This is a genomic window from Cellulosimicrobium sp. EB106-03-01-XG111, from assembly GCF_058792115.1.
In genome coordinates, this window is sequence record NZ_JBYTEQ010000009.1 from 58401 (window position 1) to 75157 (window position 16757).

The window sequence follows — 16757 nt, forward strand, 5'->3', positions numbered from 1 at the left end:
CGAGGACGGGCGTCAGAGGCTCGTCCAGCAGTAGAGCCGGTGCCCCGCGTCGTCGGCGCGGACGCACAGCGCCGCGAGCCGGTGCAGCGCGTCGGCGAGGTCCGCGGGGTCCGACCCCTCGAGCTCCTCCGTCCCCGCCCACCGCACGGCGACCTCGTCGAGCGCGGCGGGCGTCGCGGAGGCGAGCGCCCCGACGAGCACGTCGGTCACGGAGACCACCCAGGGCCCCTCGTCCCCGCCGGTCGCGACGAGCGAGCCGTGGCGCGCGTCCGCCGTGACCTCCGCGTACGGGCGGTCGGTGAGCAGGCTCGTCAGGGTGCCGAGGACCACGAACGGGTCGATCCCCTTGAGCTCCACGGTCGCGAAGCCCGGCTGCGTGGTCAGCGGGTCGGGGGAGGCCGGTCCGGCCTGCGCGGCGAGCGCGGCCCGTGCGTCGTCCGGTGCGGCGAAGTAGTCGGTGAGGATGCCCATGGCGGACGATCCTCGCAGGTCACGGGGACGAACGGGTCACGGGCGTGTCACGGCTGCGTGACGCGGGGCTCCGCGGTCCTCAGATCTCGGCGGTCCAGCGCCGCTCGACGACGTCCCGCAGCCCGGTCGCGAGCGTCCGGGTGCGCCCGTCGGGGCCGAGCCCCGACCCGGAGAGGAACGCCTCGCGCGCGGCGTCACCGTCGAGGACCCACGTGACGACCTCGTCCGCGCCGTCGCGCCGCAGCCGGTCGACGGCCGCCGCCAGCAGGCGCGACCCGTGCCCGCCGCGCTGGTGGCGCGGCTCGACCTCGAGCGCGAGGACCTGGCCGGGCGCGACCGCGGCGAACCCCACGACGTCGGCCCCCGCGCACGCGACGAGCACCGCGAAGCCGGGGCCGGGCGGGGAGGAGATCGCGGCGGCCCACTGCTCGCGCATCCGCACGGTGTCGAGCGCGTCGAGCACGTCGTCGCCGAGCACGTCGGCGTGCGAGGAGCGCCACGCTCCGACCTGGATCGCGGTCATCGCGACGTCGTCGCCGGGCACGGCAGGGCGGACGGAGACGTCGGCGGTCTCGCGGAAGAGGCTCACGGGTTCACCCTACGAGACCCGGCCGGGCGCCGGGACGGTCTCAGCCCCAGCCGAGCGCGCGCAGGCCCGCGGCCGTGACCGCGGCGAGGACCACGACGACGATGAACGGCGCGCGCAGCGCGAGCGCGAGGGCCGCGACGCCCAGCGCGGGCAGCCGCGCGTCGACGACGAGGGCCTGCCCGTCGCCGACGGTCTGCACCGTGACGAGCGCCGCGAGGAGCGCGGCCGTCACGAGCGCGGCGGTGCGCGCGACGCGCTCGTCGGCGAGCCAGTGCTCGGGCACGAGGTGGCCCGCCAGCTTGAGCGCGAAGCACACCGCGGACGCGGTGAGCACGACGACCCAGACGGTGGCCGAGGTCATGAGGGCTCCTCTCCGCGGGGACCGCGCACGGCCCCCGCACGGTCGGCCGCCCGTCGGCGCCGCGCGTCGACCTGACCGATGACGACGGCGACGGCGGCCGCCGCGAGCACCGGCACGCCGCCCGGCGCGACCGGGACGAGCGCCGCCGCGACGACGACCGCCGCGGCCGCGGTGAGCTGCATCGCCCGCGTCGCGAGACGAGGCCACAGGAGGCCGAGGAACGCGGCCGCCGCGGCGGCGTCGAGCCCCCACGCGCGCGGGTCGCCGAGCGCGTCGCCCGCGAGCGCCCCGACGAGCGTCATCGCGTTCCAGAGGACGAAGATGCCGACGCCCGTCCACCAGAACCCCGCCCGGACGGCGCGCCGGGACCGTTGCGCGGTCGCGACGGCGGTCGACTCGTCGATCGTGAACTGCGCCGCGACGACCTTGTGCCACGAGCGCAGCGCGAGCAGCGGGCCGAGCTGCGCGCCGTAGAGCGCGTTGCGGACGCCCAGGAAGCCCGCGGTGGTGATCGCGGCGACCGGCGCGCCCCCGGCACCCACGACGCCGATGAGCGCGAACTGCGAGCCGCCCGAGAACATGAGCAGGCTCAGCGCCATGGTCTGCGCCACGTCGAGACCTGCGACGACCGAGAGCGCGCCGAAGGAGATGCCGTACAGGCCCGTCGCGACGGAGACCGACACGGCCTGGCGGACCGCGGCGCGGACCTCGTCCTCGACGGCCTGCTCGACCACGTGCTCGACGACGTCCGGCACCACGACGACGTCCGGCACCTCGGCGCCGTCCGCGCGCGGAGCACCGGGCGCGGGGTCGGCGCCGGGGCGCGGGACGTCGTCGGGCCGGCTCATGCGTGCGGGTCGGCCGGGCCCTCGCCCGCGGCGGCGGCGTTCGCCGCGCGCTGGTGCGCGGTGAGGGACATGCGGTCGATGAGCGCGAGGGCGAGCGCCGAGAGGACGAAGGCGAGGTGGATGAGCGTCTGCCACATGAGCTGCGTCGGCGTGTACCGGCCGCTGTCGATGAAGGTGCGCAGCAGGTGGATCGAGGAGATCCCGACGATGGACATCGCGAGCTTCGTCTTGAGCACGTTCGCGTTGACGTGGCTCAGCCACTCGGGCTGGTCGGGGTGCCCCTCGAGCCGGATGCGCGAGACGAACGTCTCGTAGCCGCCCACGATGACCATGATGAGCAGGTTGGAGATCATGACGACGTCCACGAGCCCGAGCACCGCGAGCATGATCTCCTCGGCGCCGAAGTCGACCACCTCGTGCGTCGCGTGGTCCGTCGCGCGGCCGGTGAAACCGCCCACGACGAGCAGCCACAGCTCCTTGAGGAACTGCCACACGTAGACGACCTGGGCCACGATGAGGCCGAAGTAGAGCGGCGCCTGGAGCCAGCGCGACGCGAAGATCATGTACCCGACGGTGGTGACGCGGGCGCTGGGCGAGGGGACGGTCGGGCTGGTGGTCAACGCGGGCGTCGAGGGCACGGGCGTGGGCTCTCCGGGAGTCGGTGACGGCGGACGGGGACGACGGCTCGGCGCGCGCAGCACCGGTCACCGGTCGTCACCGGGGCGTCAGGGTACCAACGCCACGTGAGGCCCCCGCGTCCCGCTCGTCGACCACGGGGTCCGCGACCAGGATCGGCCGATCCCGGTCGCGGACCCCGTGCTCGGCGGCGGGGTGGGTCGGCGGCGGGCCGACGTCAGAGGGCGACGTAGACCGTCTCCAGGTACTCCTCGAGGCCGGCCTCGCCGCCCTCGCGGCCGAGACCGGACTGCTTGAGCCCGCCGAACGGGGCGCTCGCGTCGGAGACGAGGCCGCGGTTGACGCCGATCATCCCGGCCTCGACCTCCTCGGAGACGCGCACGGCCCGGTCGAGCGACGTCGTGTACGCGTAGGCCGCGAGCCCGTACTCGGTCGCGTTCGCGAGCGCGATGCCCTCGTCGTCGTCGCCGAACGCGACGACGGGCGCCACCGGACCGAAGATCTCCTCGGTGACGACGCGCGCGTCCGGGTCGACGCCCGACAGGACCGTGGGGGAGTAGAAGTACCCGGGGGAGCGGGGCCGCTCCGCGCCGGTGAGCACCTGGGCCCCGCCGTCGGCCGCCGCGTCGACGAGCTCGGCGACCTTGTCGACGGCCTTCGCCTCGATGAGCGGCCCGACCTGCGTCCCGTCCTGGGCACCCGGCCCGACCCGCAGGTCGGCGAACGCGGCGGCGAGGCGCTGGGCGAACTCGCGCGCGACGGCGTCGTGCACGAGGAAGCGGTTCGCCGCCACGCACGACTGCCCCGCGTTGCGGAGCTTCGCGACGACGGCGCCCTCGACCGCCGCGTCGAGGTCGGCGTCCGCGAAGACGAGGAACGGGGCGTTGCCGCCGAGCTCCATCGAGGTGCGCAGCACCTGGGCGGACGCCTTCTCGAGCAGCGTGCGCCCGACGGGCGTCGAGCCGGTGAACGACAGCTTGCGCAGGCGCTCGTCCGCGAGGAGCGGCTCGGTGACGTCGGCGGCGCGCGACGAGGGGACGACGTTGACGACGCCCGTGGGCAGCCCGCGGTCGGCGAGCTCGGAGCGGATCACCTCGGCGACGAGGGCCGTCGTGAGCGGGGTGAGCCGCGCGGGCTTGACGACGACCGTGCACCCGGCGGCCAGCGCCGGGCCGATCTTGCGCGTCGCCATGGCGATGGGGAAGTTCCAGGGCGTGACGAGCAGCGCGGGCCCGACGGGCCGGCGGAAGACGAGCTGGCGGTTGCCGCCCGCGGGCGCGGTCCGCGCGAGCCCCTCGGCGCGCACCGCCTGCTCCGCGTACCAGCGCAGGAAGTCGGCGCCGTAGAGCACCTCGGCGCGCGCCTCCGCGAGCGGCTTGCCGCACTCGGCCGTGATGAGCGCGGCCACGTCGTCGGCCCGCGCGACCACCCGGTCGTAGACGGCGCGCAGCACCTCGCCCCGCTCCCGCGGGGGAGTCGCGCGCCACGCGGGCGCCGCCCGGTGCGCGGCGTCGAGCGCGCGCAGCGCGTCCGCCGGGCTCGCGTCCGCGACGTCGAACAGCGACTCCTCGGTCGCCGGGTCCTCGACCTCGAAGGTCCGCCCGCCCTCGGCAGGACCCCAGTGGCCGTCCACGAGGAGCCCGGTGGGCACGTGGGCGACGAGCGCGGGGGAGAGGTTCGACGTCGAGGCGGGGCGGGACATGCTCCGAGTATCGCCCTGGGGGTCGCGGGGACGCACCCGGGCGAGCGCCGGCCTGTGCCCCGGACGGCGTCCGGCCGCTGCCGGACGGGCGCGGTGCGACGACCCGCCGCACGGTAGTTTGTGCACATGGTCCTTCCCGCCACCCCCGCGCGCCCGTTCGGTGCCGTCCTCACGGCCATGGTCACCCCGATGACGCCCGACGGCGCCGTCGACCTCGAGGCGGCGGCCCGGCTCGCGAAGCGCCTGGTGGACGACGGTAACGACGGCCTCGTGCTGAGCGGCACGACGGGCGAGTCGCCCACGACCCACGCCCCCGAGAAGCAGGACCTCGTGCGCGCCGTCGTCGAGGCGGTCGGCGACCGCGCCGCCGTCCTCGCGGGCGCCGGGTCCAACGACACCGACCACGCGCTGCGCATGGCCGAGCAGGCCGCCGAGGCCGGGGCGGACGGGCTCCTCGTCGTCACCCCGTACTACTCGCGCCCCAGCCAGGAGGGCGTCTACCGGCACGTCGTGGCGATCGCCGAGGCGGCCGACCTCCCCGTCATGCTGTACGACGTCCCCGGCCGCACCGGCGTGCGCGTGGCCCCCGACACGTACGCGCGCCTCGCGGCGCACGAGCGGGTCGTGGCGAGCAAGGACGCGACGGGCGACGTGTACGCCGCCGCGAAGCTCGCCGCCTCGACCGGCCTCGCGTTCTACAGCGGCGACGACGGCCTGCTGCTGCCGTTCCTCGCGCACGGCGCCGCGGGTATCGTCTCCGTGTCGGCGCACGCCGTCGCGCCGCAGTTCGCGGAGGTCGTGCGCCGGTTCGACGCCGGCGACCCGGCGGGCGCGCTCGAGGTGTTCCTCACCACGACGCCCATCATCGACGCGCTCAACGGTGCCGGCTTCCAGGCCGTCATGGCCAAGGCCGCCGTCGAGCTGCTCGGCGTCACCGACAACCGTTTCCTGCGCCTGCCGAACGTCGCGGCGACCGAGGACGACGTCGCGCTCGTGCGCGACGCCCTCGCCGCCGCGGGCGTGCTCGGCGGCGTGCCCACCGCGGCAGGCGCTGCCGCACCCACGAGCTAGCGAGGGCAGGAGCCCTCGAAACCCCCAGGCTCAGCCACGACAGGAGGCCCCGTGAGCCATCCCCACCCCGAACTCTCCCTGCCTCCCGAGCTCCCCTCCGGAGGGCTGCGCATCGTCGCCCTCGGCGGTCTCGGTGAGGTCGGCCGCAACATGGCCGTCCTCGAGTACGACGGGCGCCTGCTCGTCATCGACTGCGGCGTCCTCTTCCCCGAGGACAACCAGCCCGGCGTCGACCTCATCCTCCCGGACTTCGACTACATCGCGGACCGGCTGGACGACATCGAGGCGATCGTCCTCACCCACGGCCACGAGGACCACATCGGCGCCGTGCCGTACCTGCTGCGGCTGCGCCGCGACATCCCGCTCGTCGGGTCGCAGCTCACGCTCGCGTTCGTCGAGGCGAAGCTCAAGGAGCACCGCATCTCGCCCGTGACCCTCGCGGTCAAGGAGGGGCAGGTCGAGCAGCTCGGCGTGTTCTGCTGCGAGTTCGTCGCCGTGAACCACTCGATCCCCGACGCGCTCGCGGTCGCGGTGACGACCGGCGCCGGGACCGTGCTGCACACGGGCGACTTCAAGATGGACCAGCTCCCGCTCGACGGGCGCATCACCGACCTGCGGGCGTTCGGGCGCCTCGGCGAGCAGGGCGTCGACCTGTTCATGGTGGACTCGACCAACGCCGAGGTCCCCGGCTTCGTCACGCCCGAGGTCGAGATCGGCCCGGTGCTCGACAACGTCTTCGCGGCTTCCGAGAAGCGCATCATCGTCGCGTCGTTCTCGTCGCACGTGCACCGCGTGCAGCAGGTCCTCAACGCCGCGCACCACCACGGCCGCCGCGTCGCGCTCGTCGGGCGCTCGATGGTCCGCAACATGACGATCGCGTCCGAGCTCGGGTACCTCCACGTGCCCGAGGGCGTGCTCATCGACCTCAAGAAGGTCGACTCGCTGCGCGACGACGAGATCGTGCTCATGTGCACGGGGTCGCAGGGCGAGCCGATGGCCGCCCTGTCGCGCATGGCGAACGGCGACCACAAGGTCCAGGTCGGCCACGGCGACACGGTCATCCTCGCGTCGTCGCTCATCCCGGGCAACGAGAACGCCGTCTTCCGCATCATCAACGGCCTCACGCGCCTCGGCGCGCGCGTCGTCCACGGCGGCAACGCCAAGGTGCACGTGTCCGGCCACGCGAGCGCGGGCGAGCTCCTCTACTGCTACAACGTGCTCAAGCCCAAGAACGTCATGCCGGTGCACGGCGAGGTCCGTCACCTCGTCGCCAACGGGGCGCTCGCGGTCCGCACGGGCGTGCCGGCCGACCGCGTCGTGCTCGCCGAGGACGGCGTCGTCGTCGACCTCGTCGACGGGCGCGCGTCCGTCGTGGGTGCCGTGCCGTGCGGGTACGTGTACGTCGACGGGTCGAGCGTCGGCGAGATCACGGACGCCGAGCTCAAGGACCGCCGCATCCTCGGCGAGGAGGGCTTCGTCTCCGTGTTCGCCGTCGTCGACTCCGCGACGGGCAAGGTCCTCGCGGGGCCGCAGATCCTCGCGCGCGGTTTCGCCGAGGACGACAAGGTGTTCCAGGACATCCAGCCCGAGGTCGTCAAGGCGCTCGAGGACGCGATCGCCGGCGGCGCGACGGACACGCACCAGCTCCAGCAGGTCATGCGCCGCGTCATCGGCCGGTGGGTCTCGAACCGCCTGCGCCGTCGTCCGATGATCGTCCCGGTCGTCGTCGAGGCGTAGCCTCCGCGACCGGCGTCGGACCGGTCTCCGCCCAGGTCGGGGCGCCAGTATGCTGGCGCCCCGACCAGCGCAGGAGGCACCCTTGACGCACCACGACCCCTCCGGGGTCCCGCCCTACGGACAGCCCGGCGGCCCCGTCCCCGGACAGCCTCCGGCGCCGGGCCGGCCGGTACCGCAGTACGGCGCGTACGGCACCGCGCCCGTCCCCGCGTACGGGCAGGCGGCACCCCCGCACCCCGGCGCGTCCGGCCAGATGCCGCCCTCCGCGCCCGTGTACGGGCAGCCGACGCCGCCGGTCTACGGCGCGTACGGCGGCGGGTACGGCTACGTCCCGCGACCGCCCGTCCCCGGGGGCCTCGCGACGGCCACGATCGCGCTCGCGGTCGCTGTCACCGCCGTGCAGGTGCTGGCCTGGCTCACGTCGTTCGGCGCGGCCGAGGAGTTCGAGCGCGCCGCGCGCGCCGGCACCCCGAGCGCCGAGGTCCTCACCGGGTACGACGCCGTCGGCCTGCTGCTCCTTCCCGTGCAGCTCGCGGCGGCGGTCGTGACGTGCCTGTGGCTCTGGCAGAGCCGCGTGCTGGCCGAGGCCGTGTCGCCCGCGCGCGGGCACGCGCGCAGCCGGGTGTGGGTCTGGCTCGGGTGGATCGTGCCGGTCGTCGCGTTCTGGTTCCCCTACCAGGTCGTGCGCGACGTGCGCGCCGCGACCGTCGTCGTCCCGCGTCCCGGCCTCGGGTGGTGGTGGGCCGGGTGGCTGCTGTGGAGCGTCGCCACGAACGTCGCCACCCAGCTGACGACGCTCTCCTCGACCGGTGCGGCCGGGACGTTCGCGCTGCTGCCCGTCGCGGAGACGGTGGGCACCGCGGGCCTCGTCGTCGCGCTCGTCCTGTGGGTGCGCACCGTCCGGGAGATCACCGCGGGCCAGCGCGCCGCGGTGGGTGCCGACGCCCGGTGACCGCACGGGCCCTCGCCGGGGACGGGCGGGCGGGCCGGCGTCCCCGGGGCTACGACGCCGCGCCGCGCCGCACGAGCCCCGGGCCGACGGCGGCGAGCGTCGCGGCGTAGCGCGCCGCGCGGGCGTCGTCCCCGCCGGGCACGAGGCCCGCGAGCTCGAGCGAGACCAGGCCGTGCACGAGCCCCCACAGACCGAGCGCGACGTCGGCGGCACCCGCGTCCTCCGGGACGAGGCGCGCGACGGCGTCGCGCAGCACACGGAACGTGGGCTCCTCGACCGCCTCGGGCCGGTCGGGCCCGGGGCGGACGCCGCGCGCGAACATCACGGCGTAGAAGTGCGGGTCCGCGAGCGCGAAGTCGCGGTACGCCCGTCCGAGGGCTGCCAGATCGGAGGCAGGGTCGTCGGTACGGGGGACCCTCGCGAGGCGTGCGGCGAAGCGTCGGAAGCCCTCCGCGGAGACGGCGGCGACGAGCTCGTCGCGGCTGCCGAAGAGCGCGTACACCGCCGATGCGCTCGTCCCGGCCTCGGTCGCGACCGACCGGACCGTCACGGCTGCCTCCCCGTGCATGGAGACGGCGCGCGACGCCACGTCGAGGAGGCGGTCGCGCAGGGCGTCGTCGTGCAGGCGGGGTCGTGCCACGCGCCGAGTCTAGGGGTCTTGACGAGTGATTGCGAACGTTGTTCTATAACAGTGTTTGCAAACCGGTGCGCGAGTTCTCGCGCCGCCCCTCTGGAGGTCCCGTGCTCGAGCTCACCGACGCCGCCCGGCTCACCGCCGGCATCGTCCTCCTCACCGTCGTCGGCATCGAGTCCGGCGGGGTCTTCCTCGTCCGGGTCGTGACACGGCGGGTCCCGGCCACCGCGTTCCAGACGTCGTTCTTCCGCGCCGGGCACGCGCACGCAGGGGTGCTCGTCATCCTCGGCCTGGTGTGCCTGCTCCTCACGGAGGCCACGGGCCTCGTCGGCCTCTGGCGATGGCTCGCGGCGACCGGCGTGCTCGTCGCGGCGATCCTGCTCCCGGCCGGCTTCTTCCTGTCGGCCGTCGGCCCCGGTCGCGAGACGCCGAACCGGGCCGTCGCGCTGCTGCCCGCGGGGGCCGTCGTCCTCGCGGCGGGCGTCGTGACCCTCGCCGTCGGCCTCTTCCTCGGCTGACCGATCCGGGGCCCTGACGTGGGTGGCTCTCGCTACCGTTCCTCCATGACCACCGCCGAGGACTTCGTCCCGCTCGACCCCGTCCGTCTCGTCACGCTGGCCCAGGGGTGGAGCATCATCTACTCGCCCGGCGGGCCGGAGTGGCACCATCACCGGGGTGCGCTCGAGCGGCACGGCGTCGAGGGTTCGGGCGACGACTTCTCCGGCGCGCTCCAGGCCACGCTGACCGACCACGAGCCGGACGTGCTGGGCGCCGTCGGGTTCGACCCCGAGGGTGGCATGGTGAGCGTCTACGGCTCCGACCTCGACGCCCTGCACGTCGCGGCGCGGCACCTGCACCGCCTCGTCACCGACGAGCAGGCCCTCGACGCGGCGCTCGCCCGGTCGGTCGAGCTCGGGCTCGACGACTGAGCGCGGAGCGCGGCAGGTCCAGGAGGCCTCGTGCCGTCGGACCGCGGCTCCGCGATCCGGGCACGACCGCCCAGGCGGCCTCAGCGTGCGCGCAGCGCGGCGAGCTGCTCGTCGTGCCACGTCGCGACGTAGCCGGTGAGCCGGTCGTCGGCCACCACGGCGTCCGTGTGCGTGACCGCGTGCTCCAGCGCGTCGAGGTAGGCGCGGTCGGCCGCGAAGCGCGCGGCGACGGCGGCCCGACCGACCGCCGGGCTCCCGTGGCCCGGGACGAGGGCGTCGACGTCGCGCGCCGCGAGCTCGAGCGCGTCGAGCGCGCCGCGGTACGTGCGCACCGGGTCGCGCGACCCGGTGTCGACGAGCGGCACCTCCACGTCCGAGAGCATGTCGCCGGCGAGCAGCACACCGTGCACGACGAGCGCCGCGTGCCCCGGCGCGTGGGCGTCGTGCTCGACCACGACGGCGCCGGCCGGCTCGCGGGGCTGCTCGTCGGCCTGCGCGGCGGGCCCTCCGTCGGCCGTCCTGCCGGTCGGCCAGGGCAGCCGTCGTGCGCCGCGGGGGAGCGGGGTGAGCGCGCCGACGAGCGCCGGGTCGTGGCCGGGTGCCGCGGCGTCGGCCGCGGCGACCAGGTCCGTTCCCCGCGACCGGGCCGCGTCGGCGCCGCGGGCCGTGGCGTAGCGTGGTGCGTCGCCCAGGGAACGGGACCACAGCACGTGGTCCCAGTGCGGGTGCGTCGCGAACCCGGCGGTCACGCGCCAGCCCTGCCCGTGCACGGCCGCGGCGAGCGCCTCGACCTCCTCGACCGTGACGGCGGGGTCGACGACGAGCGCCTCCCCGCCCGGGGCGACCACGACCGTCGACGTCGTCGTCCAGATCGTCGCGGCGGCCACCCAGACCCCCGGGCGGACCTCGACGAGGTCGCGCGGGCACGGGGAAGCGGCGTCCGTCGTCGCGTCGCCGTCCGCGCGCTGCGACCCTGCGGGCTCGTCCATCGGTCCTCCGCTCGTCCTCGTGGGACCGGGGCGGCGAGACCTGCCCGGGCCCCGGTCCGGCGGGGACACGCGCCCCGGGGTCCCCGGCGCCGTCGTCCCTCGCAGGTAGGTTAGGACCACTATGGCGACCCGCACGTCCCCGCAGGCACGTCGGACCGCGAGCAACCGCACACCAGCGCCCCGCACCGCGGCGCGCGGCGGTTCGTCCTCGGCCCGCGGCACGTCGCGCGCCGGCACCGGTCGCGGACGGTCCTCCTCCTCGAGCGCGCGCCGCCCGGCGCGTCGCCCGGCGGCGGGGCCGCCGTGGCCCGTCCGCGCGGTGCGGGGGGTCTGGCTCGGCGCCGCGCACGGCGTGGGATCGCTCGTGCGCACCATCGGAAGAGGAGCAAGAGAGCTGGACCCGGCACACCGGCGCGACGGCGTCGCGTTCACCCTCATCGCCCTCGCGGTCGTCGTCGCGGCGCGCGAGTGGTGGGGCATCCAGGGCACGTTCGGCAAGGTCGTCCACGGCGTCGTCGCGGGGACGTTCGGCCTCGCGGGCGTCGCGGTCCCCGTCCTGCTGCTCTGGCTCGCGGTGCGCATCATGCGGCACCCCGAGCGCGCCCAGGCGAACTCGCGCGTCGCGATCGGGCTCACGCTCATCGTCGTGTCCGTGTGCTCCCTCGTGCACATCTCGGAGGACCTGCCCGCGCCGCGGGACGGGTTCGCGGCGGTGCAGGACGCGGGCGGCATCGTCGGCTACCTGGCAGCCACGCCGGTCACCGCCGGTCTGACGCCGTGGTTCGCCGTCCCGATCTTCCTGCTCCTCGGGTTCTTCGGGCTGCTGGTCGTGACCGCGACGCCCGTGCACCGCATCCCGAGCCGGCTGCGCGGCCTCTACGACGTGCTCACCGGCAACCACCGCGCCGAGGACGACGGGCTCGACGCCGACGGGCTCCCGCTCGCGGAGGGCGTCTCGCGCCACGATGGCAGCGAGCCCCCGGCGGGTCGCCGACCCCGCAAGCCGCGGCGCACCAAGGCGCAGCGCGCGGCGGAGGCGGCGGAGATCGAGAAGCCCGAGGGCGGCTTCTCCGGCGACGAGGCGTTCGAGACGGCCGCGTTCCTCGACTACGAGGACGACGCGCCGCGCGGCCGGGGGAAGAAGCGTCGCGCGGAGGACCCGGGCGCCGGCACCGCCGCGACGGAGGTGGTCCCCGCCGTCGGGCAGGGGACCGCGCAGGACACGGCGGCGGCCGCGATGGGCGCCGTCGCGCCCTCCCCGGAGGACGGCGCCGGCAGCGTGCCGCCGCCCCCGCCCGGTCCCATGCCGCGGGGTGTGCAGCCCATGCTCGAGGGCGACACCGTCTACCTGCTCCCGGACGAGGACGCGCTCGTCAAGGGCGCGCCGCACAAGGTGCGCTCGGCCGCGAACGACCGCGTGGTCGAGGCGCTCACCCAGACGTTCGAGCAGTTCGAGGTCGACGCGAAGGTCACCGGGTTCACCCGCGGGCCCACGGTCACGCGCTACGAGGTCGAGGTCGGGCCCAAGGTCAAGGTCGAGCGCATCACGTCGCTGTCCAACAACATCGCGTACGCGGTCGCGAGCGCCGACGTGCGCATCCTCGCGCCGATCCCCGGCAAGTCCGCGATCGGCATCGAGATCCCCAACACGGACCGCGAGACGGTCGTGCTCGGCGACGTGCTGCGGTCGTCGGCCGCGCGGCGCACCGAGCACCCGATGGTCATGGGCGTGGGCAAGGACGTCGAGGGCGGCTACGTCGTCGCGAACCTCGCGAAGATGCCGCACATCCTCGTCGCGGGCGCGACGGGCGCCGGCAAGTCGAGCTTCATCAACTCCATGATCACGTCGATCCTCATGCGCTCGACGCCGGAGCAGGTGCGGCTCGTGCTCGTGGACCCCAAGCGCGTCGAGCTGACGATCTACGAGGGCATCCCGCACCTCATCACGCCCATCATCACGAACCCGAAGAAGGCCGCGGAGGCGCTCGACTGGGTCGTCCGCGAGATGGACGCCCGCTACGACGACCTCGCCGCGTTCGGGTTCAAGCACATCGACGACTTCAACGCCGCCGTCCGGGCCGGCAAGGTCAAGCCGCTGCCCGGCTCCGAGCGCAAGATCGCGACGTACCCGTACCTGCTGGTCGTCGTCGACGAGCTCGCGGACCTCATGATGGTCGCGCCGCGCGACGTCGAGGCGTCGATCCAGCGCATCACGCAGCTCGCGCGCGCGGCGGGCATCCACCTGGTGCTCGCGACGCAGCGCCCGTCGGTCGACGTCGTCACGGGCCTCATCAAGGCGAACGTGCCCTCGCGGCTCGCGTTCGCGACGTCGTCCCTCGCGGACTCGCGCGTCGTGCTCGACCAGCCCGGCGCGGAGAAGCTCATCGGCCAGGGTGACGCGCTGTTCCTGCCCATGGGTGCGGCCAAGCCCATGCGCGTGCAGGGCGCGTGGGTCTCGGAGTCCGAGGTGCACGCCGTCGTCGAGCACGTGAAGAGCCAGCTCAAGCCGGTCTACCGCGAGGACGTCACGCAGGCGGCCACGAAGAAGCAGATCGACGAGGACATCGGCGACGACCTCGACCTGCTGCTCCAGGCGGCCGAGCTCGTGGTGACGTCGCAGTTCGGCTCCACGTCGATGCTCCAGCGCAAGCTGCGCGTCGGCTTCGCCAAGGCGGGGCGCCTCATGGACCTCCTGGAGTCGCGCGAGATCGTCGGGCCGTCCGAGGGGTCCAAGGCCCGGGACGTGCTCGTCACGCCCGAGGAGCTGCCCTCGGCGCTCGCGCTCATCCGGGGCGAGCCCGCGCAGGACGTCTTCGACGGCCAGGCGCCCGCCGCGGCCCCCGCACCCGCGAGCGGCGGCCACGACTACGGCGAGGGCACCGACGGGCACATGCCCCCGGTCGCGACGGAGTACCACGACGGCGCCGACGTGGAGTCGGGCTGGCGGTGACCCGGGCGGCCGGTGGCGCCGTCGACGGTCGGCGCACCCCGGACGACCCCCTAGGCTGGTGACGTGGTCAACGCCGTCCCCTCGCCGTGGAACTCCGCGAACCTCGTCACCATGGCGAGGATCCTGCTCGTCCCGTTCTTCGCGTGGGCGCTCCTCGTCGACGGCGGGGAGTCCGTCACGTGGCGCCTCGTCGCGACGGGCATCTTCGTCCTCGCCGCGACGTCGGACCGCCTCGACGGCTACCTCGCACGGCGCTACGACCTCGTCACGGACCTGGGCAAGCTCCTCGACCCGATCGCGGACAAGCTGCTCGTGGGCACCGCGCTCGTGCTGCTCGCGTGGCCGCTCGGCGAGCTGCCCTGGTGGGTCCCCGTGGTCGTGCTCGCGCGCGAGCTGGGCGTCACGCTCCTCCGGTTCGCCGTCCTCAAGTACGCGGTCATGCCCGCGTCGCGCGGCGGGAAGCTCAAGACCGTGCTCCAGACCGTCGCGATCACGCTCTTCGTGCTCCCGCTGGCGCACCTGCCGGCGTTCGTCGGCGTCGTCGCGTGGGTCGTGCTCGCCGCGGCCATCCTCGTCACGGTCGTGACCGGGCTGGAGTACGCGTACCAGGGCTGGCGCCTGCGCCGCGACGCGGTGCGCGCGGCCCGGGTCGTCGAGCGCGGTCCGAGCGCGGACGGCGCCTCCGTCTCATGACCGCCGCCGCGGTCCCGGCGGGGACGTCGTCGGCCACCGGGCCGGACGTCCGGCCCGACGTCGTGGACCTGCTCGACGCGCTGGGAGCCCGGGGGTGGACCCTCGCGACGGCCGAGTCCCTCACGGGCGGCCTGCTCAGCGCGACGATCGTCGACGTGCCCGGCGCCTCGCGCGTGCTGCGGGGCGCTGTCGTCGCGTACGCGACCGACCTCAAGGAGGCGGTCCTCGGCGTCGACGGCGAGCTGCTCGCCGCGCACGGAGCCGTGCATCCCGCGGTCGCGCGCCAGATGGCCGAGCGCGTGCGCGGCGTGCTCGGGGCCGACGTCGGGCTCGCGACCACGGGCGTCGCCGGCCCCGACCCGCAGGACGGCCGGGCGCCGGGCACCGTCTTCGTCGCCGTGAGCGGACCGGGCGGCACCGACGTGCGGGAGCTGCACGTCGACGGCGACCGTGCGACCGTCCGCGCCGCGACCGTGGCCGCCGCGGTGGCGCTCGCGCGCTCCGCCGTCGGGCCGCCGACCGTCGGCGGCGGAGAGGCGCCCGCCGTCGGGTGAAATCCTCGGCGGGCGTCGGGCGGGGAAGCCGTGCGCGAGCCCGGCCGGACGCGTCGTGGAGAGGTCGTGAACGTGCCGCGGGGGACCGGCCGCGAGCCCCGGTGCGGGAACAACGCCCCACGTCGGGACGTTGCACAGCACGTGATCGCCAACAGGACCGTCAACCGACCGGTGGGACGCACGGACAACGCCCCTGCGGCCCGTCCCGCACGGGGCACCGGCGACGTGAGCGGACCGCGGGCGGGGTACGGTAGGACGACCCCGTCACGCGGGGCAGTGAACAGGAAGACCGGCACGAGCAGTTCGCGCACCCAGGTGGGGGCCTCTCCGGCTCCCGGGGGCGCACGGGACACGGAAGGGGGTCGCCAGATGATTGTTCTTCGACGAGAGATCGGGGACGTGCTGCGAGACGCTCGCCAGCGACAGGGGCGCACCCTGCGAGAGGTGTCCTCCGCCGCACGGGTCTCGCTGGGCTACCTCAGCGAGGTCGAGCGCGGTCAGAAGGAAGCGTCGTCGGAGCTCCTCGGCTCGATCTGCGAGGCGCTCGACATCCCGATGTCGTTGGTGCTGCGCGAGGTCAGCGACCGGGTCGCCGTCGCCGAGGGTCTGCTGATCCCCGACACCATCCCGGCCGACTTCGCGACGGCTGTGCTGGGTCGCCAGCATCCCGAGGGCACGGCACGCCGCGAGGACCTGCAGCCCGTCGGCTGACGGTCGGGCCGGGACCGGCCGCACCGGGAGCGGGGGCAGCGACGCCCGCCGTCATCCCGCTGCGGGCGGTGCCTGGCAGGTCGGGCACCAGAAGATCGGACGGTCGTACGGGGGCTCGTTCGCCGTACCTTCCGCGACAGGCGTGCCGCACACGTGGCACGCCTTTCGTGTGCGCCCGTGCACGTGCCGCACGACGCCCGCGCGCGGGTCGAACCCGTGCCGGACGGTGCGCTGCATGAGCGCCCGCGCCGTGAGCAGGAGGCCCTCGAGGTCCTCGACGTCGCGGACGGGCGTCCACGGGTAGACGTGCTCGGCGAAGAGCGACTCGGCCGTGTAGATCGTGCCGATGCCGGCGACGAGGTGCTGGTCGAGCAGGGCCTCCGCGACGGGCACGCCGGTCGTTGCCCGCTCCGGCCGGTGCCGGGGGCCGCTCCCGCCCGCCGCGTCGTCGGCCCGCATCCGTGCGACCGCCTCCGGCAGGCCGGTCTCCGGGAAGTCGTCGCCGAGCACGTCGGGGCCGAGGGGCCCGACGATCACCCGCTCGTCCGCGGTGCGCAGCACGTGCAGCATGCCGATCCGGTTCCCGACCGCCGTCCACCACTCGTTCGCGAGGACCACGCGCACGTTCGGCTCCGCCCCGCGCGCGTCGTGCGTGCCCGTCCGGGCGAGCCGCCACGACCCCTCCATGCGCAGGTGCGTGTGCAGGGACCGGCCGTCGTCGAACCGCGTGAACAGGTGCTTGCCGTAGGCCGCGTTCCCGACGACCACCCGGCCGGCGAGGTCGATCTCCGCCGCGCTCGGCCACCGCAGGTCCGAGCGGACAAGCACCCGGTCCTTGAGCGCCTCGTCGAGGCGGGCCGAGACGAGACGCAGGATGTCACCCTCGGGCACGCGACCGCCCTCCGTGGCCGCAGGCGTGCGACGACCGGC

Annotated in this window: 18 protein-coding genes; 9 read left to right on the forward strand and 9 right to left on the reverse strand. The window is 75.1% G+C overall.

Going from position 1 to position 16757, the window contains the following annotated elements; genetic code table 11:
• Positions 1 to 12: 12 nt before the first annotated feature.
• The 6 genes from AC3WT4_RS09825 to AC3WT4_RS09850 all read right to left on the reverse strand — a co-directional run bounded on the left by AC3WT4_RS09825 (position 13) and on the right by AC3WT4_RS09850 (position 4607).
• Complete coding sequence (locus AC3WT4_RS09825; protein ID WP_074810007.1) at positions 13 to 471, reverse strand: hypothetical protein; 459 nt, start codon at positions 469 to 471, stop codon at positions 13 to 15.
• Positions 472 to 550: 79 nt separating this feature from the next.
• Positions 551 to 1060, reverse strand: a complete 510-nt coding sequence (locus AC3WT4_RS09830) for a GNAT family N-acetyltransferase (protein ID WP_034656108.1) — start codon at positions 1058 to 1060, stop codon at positions 551 to 553.
• Positions 1061 to 1100: 40 nt separating this feature from the next.
• Positions 1101 to 1421: an AzlD domain-containing protein gene (locus AC3WT4_RS09835; protein ID WP_492315355.1), complete on the reverse strand. Its 321-nt coding sequence runs from the start codon at positions 1419 to 1421 to the stop codon at positions 1101 to 1103.
• A complete protein-coding gene (locus AC3WT4_RS09840) occupies positions 1418 to 2269 on the reverse strand; it encodes an AzlC family ABC transporter permease (RefSeq protein ID WP_400109717.1) in 852 nt (283 codons plus the stop codon). Before AC3WT4_RS09840 ends, AC3WT4_RS09835 begins: the two co-directional genes overlap by 4 nt.
• Positions 2266 to 2907 carry a TIGR00645 family protein gene (locus AC3WT4_RS09845; protein ID WP_257417094.1) on the reverse strand — a complete coding sequence of 214 codons (642 nt, stop codon included), beginning with the start codon at positions 2905 to 2907 and terminating at the stop codon, positions 2266 to 2268. Before AC3WT4_RS09845 ends, AC3WT4_RS09840 begins: the two co-directional genes overlap by 4 nt.
• A gap of 215 nt (positions 2908 to 3122) precedes the next feature.
• Positions 3123 to 4607 carry an NAD-dependent succinate-semialdehyde dehydrogenase gene (locus tag AC3WT4_RS09850; RefSeq protein WP_074810012.1) on the reverse strand — a complete coding sequence of 495 codons (1485 nt, stop codon included), beginning with the start codon at positions 4605 to 4607 and terminating at the stop codon, positions 3123 to 3125.
• A gap of 126 nt (positions 4608 to 4733) precedes the next feature.
• On the opposite strand from AC3WT4_RS09850, the gene dapA reads away from it, so the two are divergent.
• The 3 genes from dapA to AC3WT4_RS09865 all read left to right on the forward strand — a co-directional run bounded on the left by dapA (position 4734) and on the right by AC3WT4_RS09865 (position 8367).
• Positions 4734 to 5678, forward strand: coding sequence for a 4-hydroxy-tetrahydrodipicolinate synthase (dapA, locus tag AC3WT4_RS09855; protein WP_492315356.1), 945 nt, complete (start codon positions 4734 to 4736; stop codon positions 5676 to 5678).
• A 51-nt stretch (positions 5679 to 5729) separates the two neighbouring features.
• Complete coding sequence (locus AC3WT4_RS09860) at positions 5730 to 7415, forward strand: ribonuclease J (protein WP_492315357.1); 1686 nt, start codon at positions 5730 to 5732, stop codon at positions 7413 to 7415.
• Between the two features lie 82 nt (positions 7416 to 7497).
• Positions 7498 to 8367, forward strand: a complete 870-nt coding sequence (locus AC3WT4_RS09865; protein WP_492315358.1) for a DUF4328 domain-containing protein — start codon at positions 7498 to 7500, stop codon at positions 8365 to 8367.
• 49 nt (positions 8368 to 8416) lie between these two features.
• On the opposite strand, the gene AC3WT4_RS09870 is transcribed toward AC3WT4_RS09865, so the two are convergent.
• A complete protein-coding gene (locus AC3WT4_RS09870) occupies positions 8417 to 9007 on the reverse strand; it encodes a TetR/AcrR family transcriptional regulator (RefSeq protein ID WP_074810015.1) in 591 nt (196 codons plus the stop codon).
• Positions 9008 to 9108: 101 nt separating this feature from the next.
• Here AC3WT4_RS09870 and AC3WT4_RS09875 point away from each other — a divergent pair, with 101 nt between their 5' ends.
• Positions 9109 to 9519 (forward strand): hypothetical protein, encoded by a 411-nt coding sequence (locus AC3WT4_RS09875; protein ID WP_492315359.1) that lies wholly within the window; start codon positions 9109 to 9111, stop codon positions 9517 to 9519.
• Between the two features lie 45 nt (positions 9520 to 9564).
• The gene (locus AC3WT4_RS09880; RefSeq protein ID WP_257417099.1) at positions 9565 to 9930 is read left to right on the forward strand and encodes an immunity 51 family protein; all 366 of its coding nucleotides are present in this window, start codon (positions 9565 to 9567) and stop codon (positions 9928 to 9930) included.
• Positions 9931 to 10010: 80 nt separating this feature from the next.
• On the opposite strand, the gene AC3WT4_RS09885 is transcribed toward AC3WT4_RS09880, so the two are convergent.
• Positions 10011 to 10919, reverse strand: a complete 909-nt coding sequence (locus AC3WT4_RS09885; RefSeq protein WP_492315360.1) for an MBL fold metallo-hydrolase — start codon at positions 10917 to 10919, stop codon at positions 10011 to 10013.
• 121 nt (positions 10920 to 11040) lie between these two features.
• Between AC3WT4_RS09885 and AC3WT4_RS09890 the strand changes: the two genes are divergently transcribed.
• The 4 genes from AC3WT4_RS09890 (at position 11041) to AC3WT4_RS09905 (ending at position 15827) form a co-directional block, all read left to right on the forward strand.
• Positions 11041 to 13869: an FtsK/SpoIIIE family DNA translocase gene (locus AC3WT4_RS09890; RefSeq protein ID WP_492315361.1), complete on the forward strand. Its 2829-nt coding sequence runs from the start codon at positions 11041 to 11043 to the stop codon at positions 13867 to 13869.
• A 63-nt stretch (positions 13870 to 13932) separates the two neighbouring features.
• Positions 13933 to 14562, forward strand: coding sequence for a CDP-diacylglycerol--glycerol-3-phosphate 3-phosphatidyltransferase (gene pgsA, locus AC3WT4_RS09895; RefSeq protein ID WP_074810018.1), 630 nt, complete (start codon positions 13933 to 13935; stop codon positions 14560 to 14562).
• Positions 14559 to 15116, forward strand: coding sequence for a CinA family protein (locus tag AC3WT4_RS09900; protein ID WP_083385401.1), 558 nt, complete (start codon positions 14559 to 14561; stop codon positions 15114 to 15116). Before pgsA ends, AC3WT4_RS09900 begins: the two co-directional genes overlap by 4 nt.
• A gap of 369 nt (positions 15117 to 15485) precedes the next feature.
• Entirely contained in the window at positions 15486 to 15827 is a 342-nt protein-coding gene (locus tag AC3WT4_RS09905; protein WP_021483863.1) for a helix-turn-helix domain-containing protein, read from the forward strand.
• A 51-nt stretch (positions 15828 to 15878) separates the two neighbouring features.
• On the opposite strand, the gene AC3WT4_RS09910 is transcribed toward AC3WT4_RS09905, so the two are convergent.
• Complete coding sequence (locus AC3WT4_RS09910; protein ID WP_175009572.1) at positions 15879 to 16718, reverse strand: DNA-formamidopyrimidine glycosylase family protein; 840 nt, start codon at positions 16716 to 16718, stop codon at positions 15879 to 15881.
• Positions 16719 to 16757 lie beyond the last annotated feature (39 nt).

Coding starts and splice junctions, on each gene's coding strand:
- AC3WT4_RS09825 (WP_074810007.1), bottom strand. CDS start 471: ATGGGCATCCTCACCGACTACTTCGCCGCACCGGACGACGCACGGGCC.
- AC3WT4_RS09835 (WP_492315355.1), bottom strand. CDS start 1,421: ATGACCTCGGCCACCGTCTGGGTCGTCGTGCTCACCGCGTCCGCGGTG.
- AC3WT4_RS09840 (WP_400109717.1), bottom strand. CDS start 2,269: ATGAGCCGGCCCGACGACGTCCCGCGCCCCGGCGCCGACCCCGCGCCC.
- AC3WT4_RS09850 (WP_074810012.1), bottom strand. CDS start 4,607: ATGTCCCGCCCCGCCTCGACGTCGAACCTCTCCCCCGCGCTCGTCGCC.
- dapA (WP_492315356.1), top strand. CDS start 4,734: ATGGTCCTTCCCGCCACCCCCGCGCGCCCGTTCGGTGCCGTCCTCACG.
- AC3WT4_RS09880 (WP_257417099.1), top strand. CDS start 9,565: ATGACCACCGCCGAGGACTTCGTCCCGCTCGACCCCGTCCGTCTCGTC.
- AC3WT4_RS09885 (WP_492315360.1), bottom strand. CDS start 10,919: ATGGACGAGCCCGCAGGGTCGCAGCGCGCGGACGGCGACGCGACGACG.
- AC3WT4_RS09890 (WP_492315361.1), top strand. CDS start 11,041: ATGGCGACCCGCACGTCCCCGCAGGCACGTCGGACCGCGAGCAACCGC.
- AC3WT4_RS09900 (WP_083385401.1), top strand. CDS start 14,559: ATGACCGCCGCCGCGGTCCCGGCGGGGACGTCGTCGGCCACCGGGCCG.
- AC3WT4_RS09905 (WP_021483863.1), top strand. CDS start 15,486: ATGATTGTTCTTCGACGAGAGATCGGGGACGTGCTGCGAGACGCTCGC.